We start from the raw sequence: 24,642 nt of genomic DNA on the forward strand, positions 1-24,642 counted from the left end.
CCACTCTCGAAAACCTAAATTTATTAAAGATTTCCTATGAATTTAAAAAACATATTTTCGTATAAAAGCATCAGTTTTACTGGCTTTTTAGTTCTGTTTTTGATATCCATCACGGGCATTGTTTCAGGCCAAAAACAGTCAAAACCAGAGGGCGTTCAGATTGCTTTTTTATCTGATGTGCACTTGCAGGATTTGTTTGGAAACTTTACAGATAACGATTACCAGGGAATTTTCAATCCGAAAACAGGCAAATATACTTTACTGAGAACCATGGCTTCTCAATTGCATTCTACCCGAATTTTTAATGAAAATTATTTTGCGTTCATTGCGGCTCTCGATGATATTGCAAAACGAAAGATCAGATATGTTGCACTTCCGGGCGATTATACAGATGATGGTCAGCCAGTGCATGTTCGCGGATTGAAAGAAATCCTGAACCGATATCAAAAACAATATGGTATTGAGTTTTTTATAACAACCGGAAACCATGATCCTGTTGGTCCTTTTGAACAAGAATCCGGAAAGGAAGATTTCTTGGGAAAAGACGGAAAAAGTCAGCCCATTTTCAGTAAAGACGGAATGTGTAAACCGAATTTAACGACCGGAAATCCCGTTGTTATAACAGCTGATATTGCTAAAATGGGTTATCTGGGAATCACAAATAGCCTGCAGCATTTTGGTTTTTATCCAGATAAAAAATACAAATTCTGGGCAACGCCTTTTTCGACTTATACCAATCAAAATTATAGCTACGACAAGGCTTTACAGGAGGCTGTATTATCAAAAAGAGGCTATGATGTCGCACCGGGTTACGAAGTTCCGGATGTAAGTTATGTGGTTGAACCAATTGAAGGACTTTGGCTGATGGCTATTGACGGCAATGTTTATATTCCAAAGAAAAATGCCACTGCAGATCCGAAAGATCCTAAAAATTATTCAGAAGCCAGTACGGGGTACAATAATGTACTTTCGAACAAAAAACATTTGATAAAGTGGGTCGGAGCTATTTCGTTGCAAGCCAAAGAACAAGGAAAAACATTAATCGCTTTCAGTCATTTTCCGATGATTGATTTTAATGATAACGCTTCCGCAGAAATAAAAGAATTACTAGGTCCCGACAAATGGCAGTTAAACAGGGTTCCGGTTGAAGAAGTCGCACAGGTTTTTGCCGATGCCGGATTGAAAATACATTTTGGCGGACACATGCATATTAACGATACAGGGGTTCGTAAAACTACAAAAGGAAATACTTTGGTTAACGTTCAAACGCCGTCTTTGGCGGCTTATATTCCGGCTTATAAATTATTGACGATCAAAAAAGACAATTTAGTCGATATCCAGACCATTACAATTGATAAAGTAAAACGCTATAACGAACTTTTTGATTTATATAAAATGGAATATCAGTTTTTAGAAAGCCAGCACACTAAAGATATTTGGAACAAGGCTATTTTAGAAACCAAAAATTACCACGATTTTACCGATTTTCATCTGAAAGAATTAGTCCGTTTGCGTTTTTTATCAGATGATTGGCCTTCAGCTTTCAAAGATTTTTTCCTGAACATTTCAGGTAAAGATTTATTGGTTCTGGCGAATATTCAAACGGATAAAGACTTTGATTTTGTTCTGAAAAACAAAGATATTTTCAAAAAGGAATGGACAGAAGCCGAACATAAATCAAATAAAATTATAGCAGAACAAAACCTCAAAAAAGAAGATTTTAACTGGACAGGTTATGATTTTCTGGTGGATTTCTATCGTTTCCGAAGTGCCGATGAATTGGCTTTAGCAGATGTTGGAGAAAAACGAGCCAGAGCATATAAAATATTATCAGAAGCATTCTTTGAAAATTACAAAGAAGGGACTTCAAAAGAAAAACCATTACAAAATCAAATACGTCTTTTTCTGATGATCTTTAATAAATTCATGCACGAAGTTCCTGCAGATCATTTTAGTGTAGATTTAAAAACGGGAAAAATTAAAAACCTGAAATAAAAAAAAGTACAGGTTTCAAGTCCCTACAAGAACCCCAAACCCGAAACAAAATATAATCTGAAATTATTTTCCTTCATTAACCGGATTAGCTCTCACATAACTTCCATCATCATATTTTATCTGATAAGACGAATCAAAAAAGGTGCTTGGCAAATAATAATCCGTAGTAATGATTTGTGCTCCTGAAGCTTTGGCAGCGTTAAAATGAGTATAATCATTAGCGCGGGCTTCTTTTGTATCAGCATCAGCCCTGGTTCTGATGATGTAGCCTTTTTTAACTAAATCCGTAATGCTTGGATCTTCCGAATTGTTTCTGAATAAAGTAGCTGCTTCCGGTTTTCCGGGATCGGTGTTGATAAAAACGGCACGACCTTTTAAAGAGGGATGGTTTAAAGCATACAAATCTCTTTTGGTGCCGTTATTGTCCAGAATAAACAAAAATTTACCTCTTGCCTTTTTAAGGGTTGGCCAGTTGTTGTTTACAACCGCTTCTTCCAGTGTTTTGTATTTTCCACGCACCATGTCCGGAGTAATTAACTTATTACCTAAACCTTTGCGAAGTTCCTTGTCTAAAGCGTCGAACAATTCAGGCGTAAATTTCTCTGCTTTTGTGCCTAAAAAACTGTCATCATCTTTTGGTTCCAGCGTAATAAAAACCGGAACGTGATCCGGATTGGTATCAGACCATTTTTTTAATTCTGCAAGACAGTTTTGAAGTGTATAGCAAGACGTTCTAAAATCGATATCAATCATATGAAAAACTTTAAACCCCGGTTTTTTCATTTCGCCATTTGGGTCATAAGCTTTCTCTGATTTTGCCAGATCCAAACCTTTTGGATGCCTATATTTTCCGCCTTGAGAATCCGCCTGAACATCAATTTCAAGATTTCTAAGTCCTTTGTTGAGCTGGTCTGTAATGCTGATGTGAGTGTATTGCAGTCCTTTTAAAGAACGCGAAGTATCTTTCGCCTGAATGACATTGTGTAAATCAGTTTCGATAGCCTGTCTATAGCTGTTGTGCGAACCAATAACCTGCAGTTGATTGATTTTTAAATCGTCGCTTTGTGCAGTTGAAGTGCAGGTTATAGCTGTGGTAATAAAAAATGTAAACAGAATTCGTTTCATAGATTTTTTTAAAAGGAATTAATAAATAGAGTAGGGACGATACAGGTAAACTTTGTCATTTTTTTTGAGAGTTCTAAATTAAATACAATATATGATTTTTGTGTTAATCAAAAGTTGAAGTCCAGTATTTTGGAGAAATTTGAAGAGATGAATCTCCACAAACGCAGAAAACCTTTGGAGCAAATTGAAAAGAAATCAACCCAATATGCGTGGTATAATCAATTACTATCATTATTTTTGGGAAGATGATATGCGTATGTATGGTTTTTCGTAAAACAATCAGGAGGATTTTCAGAGGATTTGGATTCCTCTTTTTTTTTGGGGAGTAATTCAGAAAACCCGAGTACACCACCGGGTGTATGGGCCACGTACGCACGGGCTTTTTTTTCATGTTTATACAACTCATTTTAATCCTTTGACCGCTCATTTTTTGGGCAGTATACCAAATTACTTTTCACCATAAGTTGTTTTTTTGTAGTTTAAATCAACTATATTTACCCTGAAAACAACAAAAAACGAAGGTTTTGAGACAAACTGATGTTGGTAGCAAGCAAACCAAAAAAAATGCAGAATACCGAAATATGAAAATTAGACTTTTAATACTTTTTACCTTAGTTTTTATTTCTTGTAAAAAAGAAGTAAAAGAAGAATCCGAAAAAGTCCAAAATATAGAATCTAACACAATAGTAATAAGAGAAACCCAAGTTAAAAATAGTGACACAATCCAAATTTCTAAAAAACACAAAACGAACAAAATTCTGTGTGATTTAGATGGGGATAATTTGAATGAAATAATTGAAATTGTTAGGAGTACGAAAAACGGAAAAAGTGGTTTGAGAATAATCTTTGGAAACAGAAATAGAACTGATTATATCGGAATGGGAAATGATATATTAGAACAAGGTTTTGATGAAATCGATTGGGCGGGAATCTTTGAAAAAGCACCGAAAAATGAAATCTATTGGAATAATGTAAATGAAGATGGAGAAATATTATCCAAAGAAGAAATAAAAGAAGTTGATAAAATAAAACTGTTAAATGACGGTATATATATGCACGCTGAAGAAAGTTGCGGAGGCGGAATAATATATCTGAAAAATGGAAAATATGAATGGATCCAACAGGAATAAATTGCCAGCCACTAACATAGATATTACAACCAATTTGGGCAATTGGTTTAATGAAAGGTTGGTTTTGTATCTGGGAGATTTGGCAAATCCAGAAATAGGGATTAATTTAGTCCCAAACCCGCTGTGGTACTAAGACGTTAGCAGATAATTTAACGAGTTGGTGGGAATTAAATGGTTCAAGGAAACAAATGATATGAGCATAATTAAAAGTAAATCAAGAAAGATTGAAGTTAACGGAGAGTCATATAGATGGCTGGTTAGTAAGTGCAGAAAATGGTGGTCAGGAGATTTAAGTATCGCAATTGAAAAATCTGAAGACGGAAGAAAAACACTGGTAGTTGATCCAGGGTTCGCAAGACCAAATAAGTTTACGACAGCTGATTTATGGACCGGTATAGTTAAGCCCGCTAACGTGAGAGAATACATTATTTATGCAAGGGAAAATGGGTGGGATCCAGAGGAAAAGGGTTCCGCATTGCTTTTGATTTGGGAGAAGAAGATTCTTACTAACGATATAGGGCAAAATAATTGGATATCGAAGTATTAGATGATGTTAAACCAACTTTACTATCGTTGTAGCGAATATTAACAAAAACGGCAAACCAAGTATATTGACATAAATAAGGAAACCTGAAAAAGTTAGATTTAGGACTTGTCAGTTATACTAAATTACTTTACCTTATTGAATAGATTTTAATGAACATCAAAACATTAATACTCATTATAGTTAATAGTTTAATTGCATTGGTAATTGCTTTATTGTCTTTTTCATCCTATCAGCAGTTTTCAAACGTTTTAAACGATCGTATTTTACTGCAGTTAAATTCTATTAAAACACTCAAGCAAAACCAGATTGAACATGTACTAAAATCAGACTGGGAGCGGTTTGAGGCTTCCGAATTCTATAGCCAAAACATTGATACAACCGTATTAAAGCTTCCGGACAGTATTAAAAACAGCAATGGAATTTATGATTTTACAGCCTACCATGTTGCTAAAAAAACAACAATAGGTTTCATCTCCAATTCGAAAAAGGGTACAATGATTAAAATTTTTGATTACAACAAAATTAAAAATATACTCCTTGAGCGAACCGGAATGGGAGACAGTGGCGAATCCTACCTTGTGGGAGAAGATTTCCATATGCGTTCCCAATCTCGTTTTTATCCCAATAAAACCCCTTATGCCTTATCAGTTAAAACAAAAGGGGTAACGAATGCTTTCAAAGGCATAAATGGCAGAGGTGTTTTTAAGGATTACAGAGGTATTCCGGTATATAGTGTGTACAGTCTCATAGTAGTTGGAAACTTAAAGATGGTTATTCTGTCTGAAATAGATGTTGATGAAGTTACACTCCCGTTAAAAGAATTGAAAGAAAGACTGGTAGGGTTAACGCTGGGTATTTTTTTACTGGCGGTTATGCTTTCTCTTTTTCTGACCAGATTTATTACCAACCCCATTAAGAATATGCAAAAAAGCCTCCGGATTATGGCAGAAGGAGACTATAACCAAACCAATGAATTTATAAAAAATTCTAAGGAAATAAAGGAAATGTTTGATGCCCTGGCAAATTTGAAAGCTTCTTTGCAGGGTGCCGTAAAATTCTCTGATGATATTGGTAAAATGAATTTGCATGCCGATTTTAAACCTAAAAGTTCTAATGACCTGCTGGGAAAAAGCCTTTTGGCGATGCGGGATAAGCTGATAGAGTTTAGAAATAAGGAAGAAAATACCAGAATACAATCCAAACGCATGCTGGTAAACGGTTTGGAAGATGAAAGACGCCGACTTTCGCGGGAGCTCCATGATGGTGTAGGGCCTTATTTAACCTCTTTGAAACATTACATTGAAAACAGGGTTATAGATGAATTAAAGAAAGCAGAAATGAAAAAAATAGTAGATGATACCATTTCTGAAATCAGATTGATGTCAAATGCCTTAATGCCAGCTTCAATAGATGATTTTGGAATTGGAGTTACCTTAACCAACTTCATTGAAAGCCTGAAAAAATCGACCACTGTAGCTATTGAATACGAAGATTTAACCCAACAGGAAGGTTCTAATATTACCAATCATCAGGCGATTAATCTTTTTAGAATAACTCAGGAGCTGATTAATAATTCATTAAAACATGCTAATGCAAAAAACATCCGGATTACACTTTCGGAATTTGATGAATTTGTTTCTCTTTTTTATTTTGATGATGGTATTGGGTTTGATATCAACACGGTTAAATTAGGTTTAGGAATTAGTAACATCAAAGAACGTGTAGAAATTTGCAATGGAACCATTACAATCCATGCAGATCCCGGAAATACAACCTTTGAAATCGAATTACCCATAGAATTATGAACGAAATCAAATTAATAATAGCAGATGATCATGAGCTTTTTCGAAAAGGACTGGCTGAGTTGCTACGAAAGCATGACGATATAAAAATCGTTAAAAGTGTTGGGGATGGTATTGAGTTTATGGAGCTTGTCAACAGCCAGTTTGAGGCTGATATAGTATTGCTGGACATTACGATGCCTAATGCGGATGGTTTTCAGGTTTTAAAAGAATTAAAAACCTTAAATTCTGATATAAAACCAATTGTGATTTCGATGCACAATGATGGTAATTACATCGCAAAATGCGCAAAAATGGGCGCCTACGGATACCTGTTAAAGAATACAGATGAAGCTGAATTAATCCTTGCCATAAGAAGCGTTAATAACGGGAAAAAATATTTTAGTGCTGAAATTTCTGAAAAAATGATCAACTTTATGTCCGCACAAAGCATCAGTGAAGATGTCTTGTCGAATAAGGAAACCGAAGTTTTAGGGTTAATTTCTAAAGGGTTAACAACCAAAGAAATTGCTGCCAAACTATTTGTGAGTTCACGCACCATAGAGACCCATCGTGCCAATATCTTAAAAAAATTAGATGTAAAAAATACTGCCGAACTCATTAAAAAAGCAGCAAAAATGAATTTAATTTAACAAAAATTAAAACAGCACTATCCGTATAAATACGGATGCAAATTGAGTAGATTCACATATTCCTGAAAGCCTATTACTGCATGTAACTTTGAAAAAACATTAAAAAGTAATAGTCATGAAAAATATAACATTGATTTTAGGAGTCTTATTAATTTCTTTTAGTGCATTTGCACAAGAAGAACCAACTAAGATGAAACAGAGTGATTTGAAAGGTCCGGCTTTTAAAAATTATAAAGTTTGGATGCACGAAACAGCTTCGGTTAAAATATATTCAGAAAACAATAAAGAGTCGCTGCAAGGACCGGCATATAAAAATGCTCAGCCAGTGATAAACACTTCAAATAAAGACCTTGTTGAAGTAAAAACAAGTAATCCAGAAAAACAAAAGTTAACCGGGCCGGCATACAAAAACCATGGTCCATGGAGTAAAAATTGGTAATGTATGAATACCTGAATCAGATATTCTATATGTTTTTGCATATAAAAATCTGATTCAATAGAACTTATGAAATTAAAAAAAGGCTGTATGAAAGTAATTTCGTATAGCCTTTTTGGTTTTGTTCCAGCCTCATACACTCAAAACCAGTTCTTCTTTCAAAATAGTTTGAGCCTGGATACCAGACCATAAATTGTCTTTAAATCCTATTGTGAGAGCCTGACCCCGTGTACCTTCGATGAGGTCTTATTCAAAATTTCTACATTTATGAAGTTAACCATTCCTGTACGGGATTCACTATAGTGTATTGGCATAAAACCACTGATTAATTTTTAAGGTTGTACCCCAAATTTTGGCAAGAAGGTAAACGGTACAACTCAAAACCGGAAACCAAAAAGCTTAATTAAATAGATGGTAAATTTGGTTCGGGAGCATTAAAATTATCGGAAAAGTAGTAACTAATCCGTGAAATTAGTTTTATCTTAGCAGATATAAAAACTTTTTTTTGATTCAGAATTATTAAAAGAATGAAAATCTTCTTATTGACAGTTGGTTTGATAGGTCAGAAATAGTTTTAAAACTTCAAATTATTAAACTTATCCTGCACAAATGAATAAACCGATTTACAATCTTCTTTTAGCTGACGACGACGAGGATGATTGCATTTTTTTTAAAGAAGCACTCGATGAACTCTCACTTCCTGTTAACCTTGTAACGGTTAATGATGGTGTTGAACTTATGAGATTCCTGGATGTCAATGTTTTGGATAATTTACCCGATATCCTTTTTCTGGATTTAAACATGCCACGTAAAAACGGTTATGAATGTCTGACAGAAATAAAAGCGGTTAAGGAATTAAGTGGGCTTCCTGTTGTAATCTTTTCAACTTCACTCGATAGTGAGATTGTTAATTTAATGTATGAAAAGGGTGCTGTTTTTTATATTCGGAAACCAGGGGATTTTGCTAAATTAAAGAAAGTGATCGGAGAGGCGTTTGCTAAAGCCACCGTGAACAATTTTAAACAGCCTGCCAGAGAACAATTTATCCTTCAACCCTAATCGTTTTTTGCATGAGCTTTACTAATGAAGAACATTACTTTTTGGCCGACGGGGGAGAAATGGGGCAGTTGATTCGCTCCAGAGACTGGAGTAAAACTCCTGTCGGAACTCCGGATACATGGTCACAGAGTCTTCGTACAATGGTCTCGGTAATGCTCAATAACCCTTTCGGAATGTACATTGCCTGGGGAAACGAATATACTCAGTTATACAATGACGCTTATCGCCCTATTTTAGGCTCTGTTAAACACCCTAATGCCCTCGGGATTAGTTCAAGAGAGACATTTTCAGAAATTTGGGACACAATAGGTCCCATGTTTAATGATGTCATGAAAGGAAAAGCAGTTCGTTTTCCTGATTTTAAGCTGGTATTAAACAGACACGGATTCGATGAAGAGTGCTATTTTGACTTTTCGTACAGCCCCATAAAAAGAGAAGACGGAAAGGTAGGTGGTGTCTTAGTAACTGTAATTGAAACTACAGAAAAGAAAAAAGCAACCGAAGCTTTAAAAGAAAGTAATGTAAGGTTTATCAATAATATTATGCAGGCACCCGTTGCGATGTGTGTGCTTCGGGGCAAGGATCACATTGTCGAAATTGCCAATAAACAAATGATTCAGTTATGGGGAATAGAAACGGAAGAAATCTTAAATAAGCCTGTTATTACTGTATTGCCCCAGTCAAAATTCTTGCAGGATACGCTCGACAATGTTTTTCATACAGGTGAGAATTTTGTTGTAAAAGAGCAGCTTGTCGAATTAGTCAGAAATGGTCAGGCAGAAAAGGCCTATATCGATTTTGTATACGAAGTGCTGTCAGACACAGATGGAAATATTTCGGGTGTAGTAGTGATCGCTATCGAAGTAACGCAACAAGTTTTAGCCCGTTCGAAGGTCATAGAAAGTGAACAAAAAATGAGGCAACTGGTAGAAAATGCACCTTTTCCTATTGGTGTTTATGTAGGAAAAGAAATGCGTGTTGAACTTGCCAATCAATCCATTATAGATGTATGGGGGAAAGGGAATGATGTTGTTGGTAAATTATACAGGAATATTTTGCCGGAACTTGAAAATCAACAGGTTTATGACCAGTTAAATTCGGTTTTCGAAACAGGAGAATCTTTTCACAGTAAAGACACCCAGATAGACCTTACTATAGACGGGAAATTAGAAACCTTTTATTTTAATTACAGTTTTACACCTCTATACGATACTTGTGGTAATATATATGGCGTGATGAATACAGCAGTAGATCTTACTGACCTGCATCTTGCCAAGAAAAAAACAGAAGCGGCAGATAAACGGTTTCGCAATGTGGTCAAACAGGCTCCGGTTGGAATTACTATTTTACGAGGACCTGACTATTTAGTAGAAATGGCCAATGAAGCGTATCTTAAACTGGTAGATAAAGAAGAAAGTGCTTTCGTAGGAAGACCTTTATTCGAATCTTTGCCTGAAGTAGAACCAACCGTAAGTTTACTATTGAAAGACGTTTTAAAAACAGGGATTCCATACCATGGGAATGAATTACCGGTGCCTTTACAACGTTTTGGAAGACTGGAGGTTTCCTATTTTGATTTCCTTTACTCACCATTAAAAGAAGAAGACGGTACAATTTCAGGTATCATTGTAATCGCAACCGAAGTAAGCGAAAAAGTACAGACCAGAAAAAGTACAGAGCAAAACGAAGAAAGACTTCAGATTATAGTTGAAGCCAGTGAGCTTGGAACTTGGGAGTTAAATGTAAAAACCAAAGAACTTCGTTATTCTCAAAGATACCTGAAAATCATTGGCGGATATACAGATCCGATTGATTTGACACACGAACAACTATTGGCACATATTCACCCGGATGATATACCTGTACGTAATAAAGCATTTAATGAGGCACTTCGTTCAGGTAACCTGAATTATGAAGCAAGAATAATCTGGAAAGACCAATCAATTCACTGGATGGAAGGAAAGGGAAAAGTTTTTTATGACGAAAACCACAATCCCGAAAAGTTAATTGGAACAATAAGAGATACTACAGCCGAAAGAAAACATCAACAGGTGTTAGAAGAAAGCGAAAAAAGATTCCGCTCTTTGACAGAGAGTATCCCGCAGCTTATTTGGGAAACAGATGAGAAAGGAAACGCCTTGTTTGCTTCCGGAAAATGGATTGAATATACCGGTATTCAGCCAAACAGTCAAGCTGAATGGAAAGCCATTATACATCCTGATGATGTAGAAGAAAACACAAAAATATGGGGTAATTCTCTTGTTACAGGGGCAGGTTATAGATCTGATGTGAGGATAAGAAGAAAAGATGGTACTTATAGATGGCACGCCGTAATTGGGGAACCAGTTCTAAACGAAAATAATGAAATTATAAAATGGGTTGGGGCATTTACCGATATTCACGCTGAAAAAGCTTTTACACACGAATTAGAAGAACAGGTAAATACCCGTACCAAAGAATTAAACCGGATAAATGAATCGCTGAGAAAAAGTGAGCAGCGTTATCATTTAATGGTAGATGAAGTCCAGGATTATGCGATACTATATCTTAATGAGGAAGGCATAATTGAAAACTGGAATATAGGAGCAGAAAAAATAAAAGGATATACATCAGAAGAAATAGTCGGCAAATCATTTTCTGTCTTTTATACAGAAGAGGACAAAAAAAATAAACTTCCTCAAAAGGTGCTGCAAATTGCCCGCGAAAAAGGCAAATCATTGCACGAAGGAGCACATGTTCGAAAAGATCAAACTCTTTTTTGGGCAAGCGTAGTGATAACGGCTATTCATAACAAAAAAAATGAATTGATAGGCTTTTCAAAAGTAACGCACGATCTTACAGAAAAAAAGAAAGCCGATGACAAGTTAAAACAAAATGCATTAGAACTTGAGCAAAAAAATGCAGAACTCGAACAGATGAATAAAGAACTTCAGTCCTTTGCGTATATCTCAAGCCATGATTTACAGGAACCTCTCAGAAAAATTCAGACTTTTGTAACCCAGATCATAGAAAAGGAATCTGATAATTTATCCGATTTTGGAAAAGATAAATTTCAAAGAATGCAGAATGCTGCTAAGCGAATGCAGACTTTGATTAATGATCTCTTATCTTATTCCAGAACTAATATTCAGGAAAGAACATTTGAAAAAACAGATCTGTCTCAAATTATTGATGAAGTAAAAGAAGATTTAAAAGAAGAAATAGAGATAAAAGGGGTTGTTATAGAAACAGGCAAAACATTTACAGTAGATCTTATCCCTTTTCAATTTAGACAGCTGCTATATAATTTAGTAAGCAATGCCATTAAGTTTTCCATACCGGAAACTTCTCCGGGAGTAAAAATAAATTGTAACATTATTAAAGGAGATTTATTAGATAACCCAAGAGCTATAAACGAAATAAACTATTGCCATATCAGTGTTTCAGATAACGGAATTGGTTTTGACCAGCAATACAGTGCGAAGATATTTGAAGTATTTCAGCGTCTTCACGGAAAACTAGAATATACCGGAACAGGAATCGGACTGGCTATCGTGAAAAAAATAGTAGAAAATCATAATGGCTTTATTACAGCATATGGTGAGCAAGGAAAAGGGGCTACTTTTGACATTTATATTCCTGTAAATCAATTATAATTCAGGATTCCTAAACGGAAAGTTATGCTGGAATAAGTGTTACATTAAAAAGAAATCAGATAAGTACAAGATATCAGGTTTATTCTTTCGAAATATTTCTAATCAGGATATTTTTGAAATCAATTGGGGCGCCTTCATAATTTAAAGAAATTTTACCTTCGGCAGAAGAAGCTTCTGTGCATTCGTTTACCAGTTTTCCGTTCAGGTATTGAGTGATTTTCCCGTTGAAGGATTTGATTACGATAAAATTCCATTCACCATACGGTTTTTCGTTTTCCATGAATTTGCCCGAGGTAACACTCGCACCGGCTTCAACTAATTTATCGTTTATTTTGGCCGTTACCTGATCCAGGAAAATAAAATCTCCGGTAGTGTTTTCTTTGATTTGAAACTGAATCCCTTTTGGCCAGATTTTATCAGGATAATCTGCAGGGATATTGTACATCACGCCGCTGTTTTTTTTGCTCTTTGTTTTATATTTCTCCTCAATATTCCATCGGAATTCCAGGCTAAGTTCAAAATTTTTATAGCTTTTCGTAGACATCAGATAACCGTTAGTCTCACCGTACATTCTGATCATGCCATCAGTAAAAGCAAAAACTGCTGCAGGCTGCTGCCTTTCAGTACTGGTTTTTGTAAAAGCATACCAGTCGTCTGCAGAAAGCGCCTTTTGCTGTACAGCACATGAATTTAAAAGAAATACTAAGAGAAAAGCAAAAGCAGTTTTTTGGAACATAATTAGAAAATTTAAAACGAAATGAATCCGACAGTTTCTAGCCACAAAAATAAGCAATAGAAAATGGAAGAAGATGATTTAAAATAATGATTTTTTTGAAAAAAGTTACATATCATCTTTTATGCACACAAGTTTCAAAAGAGCGGTATTAGAATTAAAAACACAAAAGAGGCAGCATCTGTTTTTTGAGGAAGTATTGGAGAAAAATAACGAGTAGACGGGACTATTTTTTTAGATACATAATATGGTATAAAATACTAAAATAGCATTTTTGACTACTTTTCGGGTAGTTGCTTTTCCAGAAATATTTTCTATCTGAATGATATAAATCCTTTTCGACAAAGAAGAAATAGTCACCTGATTAGAACTTAATTCCCTAACAGTCCAAAAAAACGTATAGATTTAATTCGTGTCGATGTTTTCTCGACACAGTTCATTGACAAACGGTTGGAAATTTGGAATGACAGATTCATAACTGCAGTAGTGTATGAAGATGTCACAAACTCTGAAAATGAAATTACGGGTACAAAAGTAATTTTGATAATTGCATTTTATTAAAAAAACTAATTATGCTGCTCCTGGAAAATACTCAATATCCTATCAGGGCTGATTATTGGAGAAGAACCACTTTTCATTATTTTCAAAATACGGTTGGTTGCTACAGGATTTAACCCCATATTCAGACTTATCTGCTGGATTGCTTCTTCTTCTTTAGCATGCAAAGTACCGTCACTGTGCATCAGTAAAGCCAATCTGTAGAATTGCTGAATACGTTCGAACTCTGATTTCAAAGGTGTTTGCGGTAACTCCTGATGAAATAAATCATTAAAAACATCCTTATTGATATTAAGTTCCTGAGCAATAAGCAACAAAAAATTATACTCTCTTCTATGCAATTGTCCATCAATTGTAGAAAAAGCAATCATTTCTAAAAGCAAATTTCTTTTTTCCTCGAAACTTTTCATCAAATTATTATTTTTAGCTAAAATACAAAAAAAACCTGCTTTCAAATGGTTTCTTTATACTGTTGGCAAATGTCTCTGAATTTGCGTCATTTCAGAATTTATTTTAAAAACAAAATTCTGAAAGTCTTCCGATTTTACCGCAAAGTCAGTATCATTTTTTTGGGTAAATAATTTTGAATCTAAGACGTTAACGACAGGATTATCCGCTTTTTCTATTGTTTGCAATACCGAATTATGCATGTAATTGCTCTTTGCTGTTATACGAAGACTTCTGAAAAATGGGGAAACTTTTGACAGATTTACTTCTTACAAGAAAACAAAAAAACACAAATTAAGAGACATCTGCTTTGCACTTTAATTTTTCATAACACCATTTCTTAGGGGATAAACAGTATGAAGCAATGCATTTCGGTTTTTTTCAGGGATTTACTTAGTATCAAGACTCCTCTTAATTTTATTTGGAAGCTGGACTCGTCATTAAAAATCATTATTTATAGTGATGTACAAAATTTCGGTGTGTGCTAGTTTTGCCCTTTATAATTTAGATAAACCAGAACATTAATATGATAAAAAACTATAGAATATTCCCTTGTTTGAAGGCTGTTTTAGGGCTATTGTTATTTTTTTGGTCAACAGCAATTGTATACGGACAAAATGGCTGTCCGCAAGTAGCTAAGTCGATTTTAGACGGTGCAAATGGATTTAAAATCGATGGAAAGGCTGCTAAGGACGATTTAGGATTTAAAACAAAGTCGGCAGGAGATATAAATGGTGACGGGATTCCTGATATAATGATTGGGGCTCCGGGAGCCGATTTTGGAGGGCTATCGAATGTAGGTGAAATATACGTAGTTTTTGGGGGATCAGGATTTTCATTCGATTCATTTGATGTTGCTACCTTAAACGGAACCAATGGCTTTGTGATACGAGGCGTTATTGCTGAAGAAAAATTGGGAGCTATGATTAGTTCTGTCGGCGATTTTAATCAGGATGGGATTGATGATATCATTGTTGGGGATAATTTCAATAGTGGAGGAAAAGGAACCGCTTTTATTTTCTATGGCAAAAATTCAGGTTTCCTGCCTCTTTATAACAGAACCGATATTGATAATAGTAAGGGGCTCTTTATTACGTTAGATGCCGCTGCTGCTACAACAGTAAAGGATGTTAGTGCCGCTGGAGATGTCAACCATGATGGAATACCAGATGTTGTGATTACTGAAAATCTCAGTGGAAAAACCAATTATTACATTATTTTCGGTAATGCTTCAGTAAGCAGTTTAAATACGTCGTTGTTGTCAGGAGCTAATGGTTGTACCATCAAAGGATATTTACAGTCGGGTTCAGGAACGGATTCAACAGCGCGTAACGCCGGAGATGTAAATCATGATGGTATAGGCGATTTGATTATTGGTTGCCCTTCTTATGCTGAAGGCCTTGATTATGGTGCGGGAAGGGTTGTAGTACTTTTTGGGAAAAATTCGGTTTTTCCAGCTATTATTCAATTAGAATCTTTAAATGCTGCGGATGGCTTTGTGATTACCAATTCAGGTTCTTATAACAATCTGGGCAAATCTGTAGCTGCAGTTGGCGATTTTAACGCTGACGGAATTGATGATTTTATTATTGGTGCACCAGGTAAAGCCCTGGCTGGCCAAAATAGTGTAGGTGAGGCGTATGTGGTTTTTGGCAGAAGTACGTTTCCGGCTACTTTTACTATTGAAAGTCTTAACACCAGTACAGGAGTTATATTTCAGGGAAAAGACTTAGGAAGTCAGTTTGGGTTTACTGTAGCAGGAATTTTTGACGTAAACAATGATGGTAAAAGTGATATTGCCATTTCATCAAAAAGAGGTATTGCTAACAACGGATCTGTTTATGTTGTATTTGGAGGGAGTACTTCAACAGGAATTGTTATGGAAAAGACGATTCTAAACACTATTGGATATCAGATTTTTGATAGCTACGATGGCTATTCAACGAATATTTTTGGATGTGATGTTGCCGGAATTCGTGATTTTAATCAGGATGGCAAAAACGATTTTATTTTAGGATATATAAGAAATGCCGATTATTACGGAGATAAAGGAAATGCCTATATTTTTTATGGTGAAAAAATAGATCGCATTGATGCTGTAAAACCTACAATCAGTTGTCCAATAAATGAGCAGCTTTTTGCAAATACATCCCTTCCAAATTATGTTTCTTTATTGCCAAATTTAATTGATAATTGTACCTATGTAAATAACTACGATTTAAGCATTACACAAAATCCACCGCAGGGCACTCTTTTTACAGGAGATACAAATGTTACAATTACAGTTACTGATTTAGCCGGCAATACAAATTCGTGTACTTTTTTGGTAAAATTGAAAAGCCCTCCGCCGGCACCTGACTGCAAAACACTGACTTATTCACCCGAAAATTTAGACGGCTCTAACGGATTTGCAATTATTGGAGAAAATGGAACTGTAAACACAGGTTACAGTGTTGATAAAGCGGGAGATGTAAACGGCGATGGGATAAGCGATTTTATTGTAAGTGCTATGGGCAGTTCTTACCCTTTTTCTGGGACTTTTAGCAATACGAATGACTTTATAAAATCAAAAATATATGTTGTTTTTGGTAAATCAACTGGATTTCCGTCTGTTGTTGATTTAAAATATCTAAATGGTACTAATGGATTTAAAATCATAGACGATATTAACCTCAAAGCCGATGATCAGACCGGATATAAGGTTTCAGCTGCAGGGGATTTAAATAAAGACGGAATAGATGACTTTATGTTCAGTGCACCAACCCGAAAAGGAGCTAACTGGAACGTAGGGGCGCTATATGTAATATTTGGAAAATCAAGCGGCTTTCCGGCTGAAATGCTTTTATCAAATTTAGATGGCAGCAACGGTTTTACTTTCATGGGAAATAATTACTATGAAGCGGCAGGATATAGTATTGATGCTATTGGGGATTTTAATAACGATGGCTTTGATGATATAGCACTTGCAGGAACAGGATACGTTGAAAAAGTATTTGTTATTTATGGTAAAAACGGAAGTTTTCCGGCTTTAATTTTAGGGACTGATATCAATGGAACTAACGGATGCCTGATTACAAGTAGTTCGACTGATAAAGTAGGAAGATCGGTTACGGGATTAGGGGATGTAAACGGAGACGGAATTCCTGATATTGCCGTTTCAACTTATGATGGTGTAAAAAAGTATGTGATTTATGGACGTTCAGGATTTCCAGGAACGTTTAATGTTGATAATCTAAACGGAAGTAACGGATTTGTTGCCACACATTCATCAGCATCATTAAAATATGGGACCATCAGCAAAGTAGGGGACTTAAATCACGATGGACTTAATGATATTTCTTTTAGTGGCATTTATATTCTTTTTGGTTCTTCGGGTTTTCCGGCTTCTGTAAATCTAAACAATCTGGATGGTACTAACGGATTTAAAATCTTGTCCGGATCTGGTGTTAATGATTTTGGGGGAATTGGAGATTTTAATAAAGACGGAATCGACGACTATATTTTTAAAGAGACTGATGGTACAGTGAACCTCTTGTATGGTAAAAATACCTGGACTACCGGTGTTGATCTTTCTACTCTGACACCTAAAGATGGATTAAAAATAAATATTGGATTTTATCCTTATAAAACGGCATCAAGTTTTGCAGGGGACATTAATAATGACGGATTTGATGATATTATTATTGGAAACAATAAATATTACTCACCATTTGAATCGATTAAAATAAACGAAGACCCGGGAAAAGCCTATGTTATATATGGGAAAACTGTAGTTAATGATACAGAAAAACCTGTTATGACTAATTGCCCTTCAAATAAAATTCTTGCCATTGGAGATGTAATTCCAGATTATAAAACAGCTGTTACTGTAACTGATAATTGCGATAATAATCCAATAATAACACAAAGTCCGGTACCTGGAACGGTATATACAGGAGGTGTACAAACGATCACTTTAAAAGCAACAGATAGCAGTACAAATGAAGAGACATGCACTTTTACAATAGCCGCTAATGCAGATCTGGCACCCGTATTAATCTGTCCGGGAAATCAACTTTTAGCTTGTGGGTCTCTAGTTCCTGATTATTTAAATTTATTGAATGTTAGAGATGATACAGCTGGTACTATAGAATTAACACAATATCCTGGAGAAGGATCAACTTTTTTTGACGGAATGCAGATCGACTTTTCAGCAAAAGATAAAGCGGGAAATATCAGCAATTGTAGTATTATTATAAACGCTTCTGGCACAGATACAGCACCTCCAACATTTACATGTCCTGCGAATGTGACTTTAAACTGCGGAGACGTTATTCCGAATTACGCGATAGATCCAATGATGAATTTGGACGATAATTGCAGTCAAAATGTACAATATGAAATAACACCAGCACCAGGAACTCCATTTTATGACGGAATTTTAATTAAAATAAAATATACAGATGAATCAGGAAATTTTGATACCTGCAGTTTTAATGTACATTTAGCCACACCAGATCTTACACCTCCAGCTATTGCCTGTATTACAGATCAAAACTTAGCTTGTGGAAGCATATTACCGGATTACAGGAGTTTGGTTTCTGCCACAGATAATTGTCTCGGAACGATTACCTACACACAAAATCCAATGGCAGGAAGTGCTTTTACACCTGGAATGACAGTCACCATTACAGCCAAAGATGTTTCGAATAATAGTTCAATTTGTAGTTTTAAAGTTAACGCTTCCGCAGATGGAATCCCGCCTGTAATTGCCTGTATTGGAGATCAAATATTGTCATGCGGAAGTACAATTCCGGATTATACAACCTTAATAACAGTAACTGATAATTGTGATGCGTCGCCAGTTCTGACACAAAATCCAATGCCAGGAAGTACTTTCACAGATGGAATGACAATTACCATTACAGCCAAAGATATTTCGAATAATAGTTCAATTTGTAGTTTTAAAGTTAACGCTTCCGCAGATGGAATCCCGCCTGTAATTGCCTGTATTGGAGATCAGGTATTGTCATGCGGAAGTACAATTCCGGACTATACAACCTTAATAACAGTGACTGATAATTGTGATGCGTCGCCAGTTCTGACACAAAATCCAATGCCAGGAAGTGTTTTCACAGATGGAATGACAATTACCATTACTGCAAAAGATGTTTCGAATAATAGTTCAATTTGTAGTTTTAAAATAACCACTTCCGCAGATACGACTTCACCTGTAATTACCTGTATTGGAGATCAGAAATTATCATGTGGCAGCATAATTCCAGATTATACGCCTTTAGTTTCAGCAAATGATAATTGCGATTCTTCACCAATAATTACACAAAGTCCTTCTGTGGGAAGTGTTTTTACAGACGGAATGACGATTACCATTACTGCCAAAGATGTTTCGAATAATAGTTCAATTTGTAGTTTTAAAGTAAATACTTCTGCAGATGTAACAGTGCCATTAATTACGTGTATTGCAGATCAAAATTTAGCTTTTGGAACTGTTTTACCGGATTATCGATCAATGATTGTTACAACGGATAATTGCGACTCGAATTTAACAATAACCCAAACACCAATCGCCGGAACAAATGTTACTGATGGAATGAGTGTTACTATGAATGTTTCTGATAACAGCGGAAATCCGGCATCTTGTTCATTTAAAATCCATATTTTACAAGATACCGAAGCACCAGCTTTTTCATGTATTACAGATCAGGTATTGGATTGCAGTCTCAACACAGTTCCGGATTATACAAAAATGATTTTTGCAACTGATAATACGGATCCAAATCCAATCATCACACAAACACCAAATCCTGGAAGTTTATTTTCTGATGGAATGACAATTACTATAAAAGTTTCAGATAAAAACAATAACACTTCAAACTGTTCTTTTCAGCTATTTATTGATCCGGTGTTAGTGGATGCTGGTGATGATGTACAAATAAACGAAGGTGAAACAGTGCAGCTTTATGCTTTGGCATTAGAAAAAGGAACTTTTTCCTGGTCACCAGCAACAGGACTGAGCATTGCTGAAATCGCAAACCCAATTGCAAAACCTACAGAAACAACAACTTATAAGGTTGTTTTTACGAATTCGAACGGCTGTAAGGCAGAAGATTCTGTTACCATAACAGTTATTCCTTTAGAAAAAGATGAAACAAAATATGGCTTTTCACCAAACGGAGACGGCATAAATGATTTTTGGGAAATTGACGATATAACAGATTATCCAAACAACGAGATCCTGATTTACAACCGCTGGGGCGATTTGGTTTTCCAAACCAAAGACTACAATAATTCAACAAATGTATTTACCGGAATTGCCAATAAAAGCCGAAGCCTGGGAGCTAATCAACTGCCAGAAGGAACTTATTTCTTTGAAATCCGCACAGAACAGCCCAATCACTTTAAGAAAACCAAGGGATATCTTGTTTTAAAACGTTAATTCATGAAAAGTAAAATCAATATAATCTTAGCCCTATTTATAACAATCATTGTTTTAGAAAGCGCTTCTGGACAGCAGACGCCTGTTTTTTCAAGTTATAATTATAATGCCGTTCTCATAAATCCTGCCCATGCCGGATATTATAATACTATTGATATGGTTATGACCACAAACGGATATTTTAATTCGATAGACGGAAGTCCAAAGAATTTTGACTTCTCCGTAAATAAATTAACCTGGGGAGAGAAAATTGGTTTGGCAGCAGGAATTTCTTATGACGAGATAGGCGTAACCAATACGGCTAGTTTCTTTACATCCTATTCCTATAAAATCTATTATGATTCTGATTATAAATACGGAAAATGGTGGGCATACGATCCTAATATAATTTCGTTTGGAGTTACAGCGGGAGCCATGCTTTACAATGAAAACTTAACAAAGCTTGGGATCCAAGATGACCCTGAATTTCAGGAAAACATAAACAGTTTTACACCTACGTTTGGAGTTGGTTTTTTATACAACCGCGACCAGATTTATTTCGGATTGTCATCGCCAAATTTGTTAAGTTCTGCTTTTAATTCGAATAATAATACCAATTTAAAAAACGTGTATTACAGTTATTTTGGCTATAAGTTTTTTACAAACCGTTTTGAAGAAGTACTGGTTAATCCTAGTGTTTTATTCAAATATGCAGAGGGAGCGCCATTTCAGGCCGACTTAAATCTTTTAATCAATTACAAAAATAAAGTAGAATTTGGCGGAGGTTACAGAACCTCTAAGTCACTAAACTTTCTGGCCGGATTTCATCTTTCAGATAATTTCAGGGTCATCTGTACGTACAATAAATCAATTGAGAATATAGTGATTCCGGACAACTTTGGATTAGTGTTAAATTACAGATTAGGAAAAGGCTTCGAGTGATTAATTTACTCAACCATTTTAAACTGCATATTTTTATAAGACCCTCCGTATTTGCGGCAGTCAGTTTGGATAATAAATTACGGCGGTAGTAAATGTTTTCGGGGATTTCCGCCGTCATAGTAGCAGGCAATCAAAACTAAAATAGCCTTTCGAAAAACGGTGTCTGCTTAAATTATAAAACTGTTTTTATCCTTGAACTGTTAATCCTGTATTTTTATTCTAATTCTTCCCAAAAAACGGCTAAAATAGTTATGAAACACAAGATAGGAGCTATTTTTGACCCTTTTGCTGACACTATTCAAAACGTCAGTTCGGGTGTTTTCTATCGAAAATTATCCGAACTGACGAAAAATTATAATCAAAAACTGGTTACACCCAATGCGTTATAATTGGGATTAGATGAAGAATTAGTTACTGGTAACAGAATAACTATTACAGGTAAAATTTAACCCCGATCCGTTTGTACCATAAGAAGAGGTTATTTCAAATCCATATTGAACATCGCCAACAGTAATATTGCCAAACCATCCTTTGCTTTTTATCCAGTTCAAAATAGCCTTGGCATCAATAGTACCACTGTTTGTTTTTGATGTGCGTAAGAAAGAATATACATTATTTGAACCATTATTACCACGGAAGACATTCCACGTATGACCTCCAATACTTTGATTGGTATAAACTGCAATTGCAGTTCCGGTAGCTGAATAATTATACGAAATTGGTTTTACATTACCACTGCCATTTGCATTTCCGGTATAATTCAGCCATAACATAATTTCATGTGATTTGGCACTATCCCAGATATCGTAACATGATTCCCATGCACCACCAGCGGGTGTAGTAGCATTAAAGCTAGTACTAAGCGTATTGATAGTACTAAGGGTTTTACCAATATATTTGGTAGAATTTGGATAAGATTTAATGCCATCAGTATTAGGATGATTAGCCCAAACTCCCCATTGGCTGTAACTGTTTGCCCAAATAGACTGGCTGCCGGCACCCGAACCCCATATATTGTTGTACACAGTGTACCCACCATTTGACCAGGTCGCATACTGGGCAGAGGATGACCAGTTCGCCTTAACCTCAGACTCGTTGCTTTCGTTTGCATCGCAACTCATAAACATAACACATAATGCCGCAAATAAGATTGTTTTTTTCATAAATAAGTGGTTTTATAGTTAATAAATTATATTAGCTAAGATATTGATAATTAGTTATTTTATTAAATATTTCTTAAATAAATAGTTATTTTTGAATATTTTTGATTAAAATATGATAATTACCTATTTAAATGAGATAATTCCTGCTTAGTTCTGGTGAAAATGACCATAATAGCAATAAAAAAAATGTGAAATTCGTAATTTTAAAATGAAATAAATGATATTTTGATGTTCTTTTGGAAATATAGATTTATAATATTTTGTTTATCTGTTAAATAACACGAATTACAGATGCGAGGCTGGTTAATAAAGAATAGCCGCTTTTCATAATTATCCCAGAAAATTTTCGGAATTTTAAATCATTATGAGGGTATAAGATGCAGTAATATTTTTTGTTTAAAAGAAGAGAAGAATGAAAATACAAAAGATTTACTTTCCTAAATTGGCCACCCATACATTATCGGATTTACCTGCACCCATTTCAATATAAGTACTGCTCATCATAGCTTTGCAATGATCAATGCTATTCTTCCATCCGGCTACCACCTCTGCAGGATTACTATAATTTCGGGCAATAACTTCACCAATAAAGTTTCCTGTATAACCTAAGGTAATGGCTCTTTGTATTGGGCTTGTTCCTTCTGGGGAAATATGGGAAAAATAATTCCGTACATTCATATCATGAGCATAATTGATGGCGGTATGGGTCAATATAGAGTTGCTTACTAATTCAGGTACAGGAGGCATATCATCATCGCCACATTTACATCCTGTTACCCTTAGTTTATTAATTTCAATCAAAACAGGATTGGTTACATTCGTATCCACCACAGGAGTTTCATTATCATCGCAAGAAAATAAGAATAGTGCTAAAATGAAAAAAAATAAATATTTTGAATCCATTATAAAATAATGATTGTTGTCTGATAGAAGAGAAGGCAAATTAATGGCTTCTCGAAAGGTCATAATTTAGTGTTGCAAAACCCAAATCCTGATGAACAAAAATAAGTATTTTTTGACTAAATCTATTTTAGACACTTGATTTCTTTACTAGCCATGAAGTTTTTGGGCTAATGCTTCGTTTATCAGGTAAAGCGTAAACGGTTAAGATCAAACCTGATCGGCTTGGTTATGTATAACGTTCAGCAGATTGGCAGAATTATGTTCAAAGCATGATGCTCGCACCCAAATGCTACTTTTGATCCTTTATATTTCGACTTTGGGGACCAATTATACCACGTTTGATAAATCAATTTTAGCTCCTTATTTGGAAGGTAAAGACTAGATTGGGTGAAAACGTTACTTATTATGCAGACTTTCAGAATCAATACAAAATTCTTATTCAGTACATCCCATTAAAAGCTCCAAATGCTGACATAATTCCCCTCTGGGTTCGTTTGCAACGAGTTCCTACTTTACTTAAAAGATAAATCGTAGCGTTTGCAACCTCTATTAAATACATTACCATAAAGGTTCAATATTTAGGTTACAAAAAACAGTGTTGTCTTCTTCATAATTTCTATAACTACTATTTACATAATCTCGTTCATAAAAAACAATTTTTGCTTCAACTGGATTATAATGGATGTAGTTTACACGTTGTTCTATTTTTCCCAAAGTATCTAAGATAACGGGATGAAATCCATCTTTTCACAATTTATAATTCTTAGCTCTTCCTGATTTTTGAGCTTCAAAACTAAATTTTTTTAATAACCATTCTCTCCTGCTTTATGGATGTTATTGTATTGCTTTTATTAATTTTTTTGAGGTATACTTTTTAAAATCACGTATAGTGGGCACTGTACTATCAATGACTTTGTATTTCTCAGACATTCTTTTTTTCAAATATATTGATTTTAAATCATTGTTTTCCGATATAAATAATCGGAACGTTTTTTTTTTCTTTATTCTTCAAGGCTTTACGAGGTTTTAACCTAGTTCAGCTTGTTTTCGACTACTTTATTGAGAATTCGATGTACTAAAAAATATAATTTTTGGTTTGTTCTATCGAATTTTATCCGGT

General features: G+C 35.1%; 18 protein-coding genes. 11 read left to right on the forward strand and 7 right to left on the reverse strand.

What is annotated here, in order from left to right; translation table 11 throughout:
- Positions 1–36 precede the first annotated feature (36 nt).
- A complete protein-coding gene (locus DMB65_RS02170) occupies positions 37–1,995 on the forward strand; it encodes a metallophosphoesterase family protein (RefSeq protein ID WP_110305020.1) in 1,959 nt (652 codons plus the stop codon).
- Positions 1,996–2,058: 63 nt separating this feature from the next.
- On the opposite strand, the gene DMB65_RS02175 is transcribed toward DMB65_RS02170, so the two are convergent.
- Together DMB65_RS02175 and DMB65_RS22010 are read right to left on the reverse strand one after the other, a co-directional pair.
- Entirely contained in the window at positions 2,059–3,120 is a 1,062-nt protein-coding gene (locus DMB65_RS02175) for a phosphatidylinositol-specific phospholipase C1-like protein (protein WP_110305021.1), read from the reverse strand.
- A gap of 103 nt (positions 3,121–3,223) precedes the next feature.
- Positions 3,224–3,511 carry a hypothetical protein gene (locus DMB65_RS22010; protein WP_123955243.1) on the reverse strand — a complete coding sequence of 96 codons (288 nt, stop codon included), beginning with the start codon at positions 3,509–3,511 and terminating at the stop codon, positions 3,224–3,226.
- Positions 3,512–3,701: 190 nt separating this feature from the next.
- On the opposite strand from DMB65_RS22010, the gene DMB65_RS02180 reads away from it, so the two are divergent.
- The 7 genes from DMB65_RS02180 (at position 3,702) to DMB65_RS02210 (ending at position 12,361) form a co-directional block, all read left to right on the forward strand.
- Positions 3,702–4,250, forward strand: a complete 549-nt coding sequence (locus tag DMB65_RS02180) for a hypothetical protein (RefSeq protein WP_110305055.1) — start codon at positions 3,702–3,704, stop codon at positions 4,248–4,250.
- A gap of 193 nt (positions 4,251–4,443) precedes the next feature.
- Complete coding sequence (locus DMB65_RS02185; protein ID WP_123955245.1) at positions 4,444–4,797, forward strand: hypothetical protein; 354 nt, start codon at positions 4,444–4,446, stop codon at positions 4,795–4,797.
- Positions 4,798–4,946: 149 nt separating this feature from the next.
- Positions 4,947–6,602: a sensor histidine kinase gene (locus DMB65_RS02190; protein WP_110305023.1), complete on the forward strand. Its 1,656-nt coding sequence runs from the start codon at positions 4,947–4,949 to the stop codon at positions 6,600–6,602.
- Positions 6,599–7,231 (forward strand): response regulator, encoded by a 633-nt coding sequence (locus DMB65_RS02195; protein ID WP_110305024.1) that lies wholly within the window; start codon positions 6,599–6,601, stop codon positions 7,229–7,231. The genes DMB65_RS02190 and DMB65_RS02195 overlap by 4 nt, the downstream gene beginning before the upstream one ends.
- Before the next feature lie 115 nt (positions 7,232–7,346).
- Positions 7,347–7,670, forward strand: coding sequence for a thioredoxin domain-containing protein (locus DMB65_RS02200; RefSeq protein ID WP_110305025.1), 324 nt, complete (start codon positions 7,347–7,349; stop codon positions 7,668–7,670).
- A 606-nt stretch (positions 7,671–8,276) separates the two neighbouring features.
- Entirely contained in the window at positions 8,277–8,726 is a 450-nt protein-coding gene (locus DMB65_RS02205; RefSeq protein WP_110305026.1) for a response regulator, read from the forward strand.
- Between the two features lie 11 nt (positions 8,727–8,737).
- Positions 8,738–12,361 carry a PAS domain S-box protein gene (locus DMB65_RS02210; RefSeq protein WP_110305027.1) on the forward strand — a complete coding sequence of 1,208 codons (3,624 nt, stop codon included), beginning with the start codon at positions 8,738–8,740 and terminating at the stop codon, positions 12,359–12,361.
- 79 nt (positions 12,362–12,440) lie between these two features.
- Here the strand turns inward: DMB65_RS02210 and DMB65_RS02215 are convergent, their stop codons facing one another.
- The 3 genes from DMB65_RS02215 to DMB65_RS02225 all read right to left on the reverse strand — a co-directional run bounded on the left by DMB65_RS02215 (position 12,441) and on the right by DMB65_RS02225 (position 14,302).
- Positions 12,441–13,097 (reverse strand): 3-keto-disaccharide hydrolase, encoded by a 657-nt coding sequence (locus DMB65_RS02215; RefSeq protein WP_110305028.1) that lies wholly within the window; start codon positions 13,095–13,097, stop codon positions 12,441–12,443.
- 563 nt (positions 13,098–13,660) lie between these two features.
- Positions 13,661–14,062, reverse strand: a complete 402-nt coding sequence (locus DMB65_RS02220; protein ID WP_110305056.1) for an excinuclease ABC subunit B — start codon at positions 14,060–14,062, stop codon at positions 13,661–13,663.
- Between the two features lie 54 nt (positions 14,063–14,116).
- A complete protein-coding gene (locus DMB65_RS02225; RefSeq protein WP_110305029.1) occupies positions 14,117–14,302 on the reverse strand; it encodes a hypothetical protein in 186 nt (61 codons plus the stop codon).
- A gap of 323 nt (positions 14,303–14,625) precedes the next feature.
- Between DMB65_RS02225 and DMB65_RS02230 the strand changes: the two genes are divergently transcribed.
- The 3 genes from DMB65_RS02230 to DMB65_RS22065 all read left to right on the forward strand — a co-directional run bounded on the left by DMB65_RS02230 (position 14,626) and on the right by DMB65_RS22065 (position 21,845).
- Positions 14,626–20,535: an HYR domain-containing protein gene (locus tag DMB65_RS02230; RefSeq protein WP_110305030.1), complete on the forward strand. Its 5,910-nt coding sequence runs from the start codon at positions 14,626–14,628 to the stop codon at positions 20,533–20,535.
- 3 nt (positions 20,536–20,538) lie between these two features.
- The gene (locus tag DMB65_RS02235) at positions 20,539–21,456 is read left to right on the forward strand and encodes a PorP/SprF family type IX secretion system membrane protein (protein WP_110305031.1); all 918 of its coding nucleotides are present in this window, start codon (positions 20,539–20,541) and stop codon (positions 21,454–21,456) included.
- Between the two features lie 251 nt (positions 21,457–21,707).
- Positions 21,708–21,845 carry a hypothetical protein gene (locus DMB65_RS22065; RefSeq protein ID WP_165834825.1) on the forward strand — a complete coding sequence of 46 codons (138 nt, stop codon included), beginning with the start codon at positions 21,708–21,710 and terminating at the stop codon, positions 21,843–21,845.
- 18 nt (positions 21,846–21,863) lie between these two features.
- Here the strand turns inward: DMB65_RS22065 and DMB65_RS02240 are convergent, their stop codons facing one another.
- Both DMB65_RS02240 and DMB65_RS02245 read right to left on the reverse strand, forming a co-directional pair.
- Positions 21,864–22,619: a GH12 family glycosyl hydrolase domain-containing protein gene (locus DMB65_RS02240; protein WP_110305032.1), complete on the reverse strand. Its 756-nt coding sequence runs from the start codon at positions 22,617–22,619 to the stop codon at positions 21,864–21,866.
- A 429-nt stretch (positions 22,620–23,048) separates the two neighbouring features.
- Entirely contained in the window at positions 23,049–23,585 is a 537-nt protein-coding gene (locus DMB65_RS02245; protein WP_110305033.1) for a CAP domain-containing protein, read from the reverse strand.
- Positions 23,586–24,642: the final 1,057 nt, after the last annotated feature.

It is taken from the genome of Flavobacterium cheongpyeongense (assembly GCF_003202435.1).
GTDB lineage: Bacteria > Bacteroidota > Bacteroidia > Flavobacteriales > Flavobacteriaceae > Flavobacterium > Flavobacterium cheongpyeongense.